This is a genomic window from Mesorhizobium sp. M1A.T.Ca.IN.004.03.1.1 (assembly GCF_003997555.1).
Taxonomy (GTDB): Bacteria; Pseudomonadota; Alphaproteobacteria; order Rhizobiales; family Rhizobiaceae; genus Mesorhizobium.
The window spans coordinates 1-246 of record NZ_RZTV01000865.1 but is presented as its reverse complement, the minus strand read 5'-3'; the positions used below and the strand labels follow the sequence as shown (position 1 = coordinate 246).

Here is a 246-nt window from a genome sequence, read left to right as displayed (position 1 = left end):
CGTCGGCAGCCGCATCGACCAGTATTTCGACCGCGCCTGGGCAGCGGGCGAGGCGCGCCGCACGCGCCTCGTCGTCATCGGCTTGCATGAAATGAACGAGGACGCGGTACGCAAGGCGATCGAAGCGCTCGTTCAAGGATAATCGATGCATCTGCTTCTTGCCCAGAAGGGAACGATCAGCGACGGCGAGGAGGCGATCGACCTCGGCCAGTCGCCCGGCGATATCCTGTTTCTTTCGGCTGCCGA

The 246-nt window shown here is 63.4% G+C and carries 1 protein-coding gene; it reads left to right on the top strand.

Going from position 1 to position 246, the window contains the following annotated elements; genetic code table 11:
- Positions 1-142 (top strand): GTP-binding protein (locus EOD29_RS34145; RefSeq protein WP_206520612.1); only part of this gene is annotated, 142 nt, incomplete at its 5' end.
- Positions 143-246 lie beyond the last annotated feature (104 nt).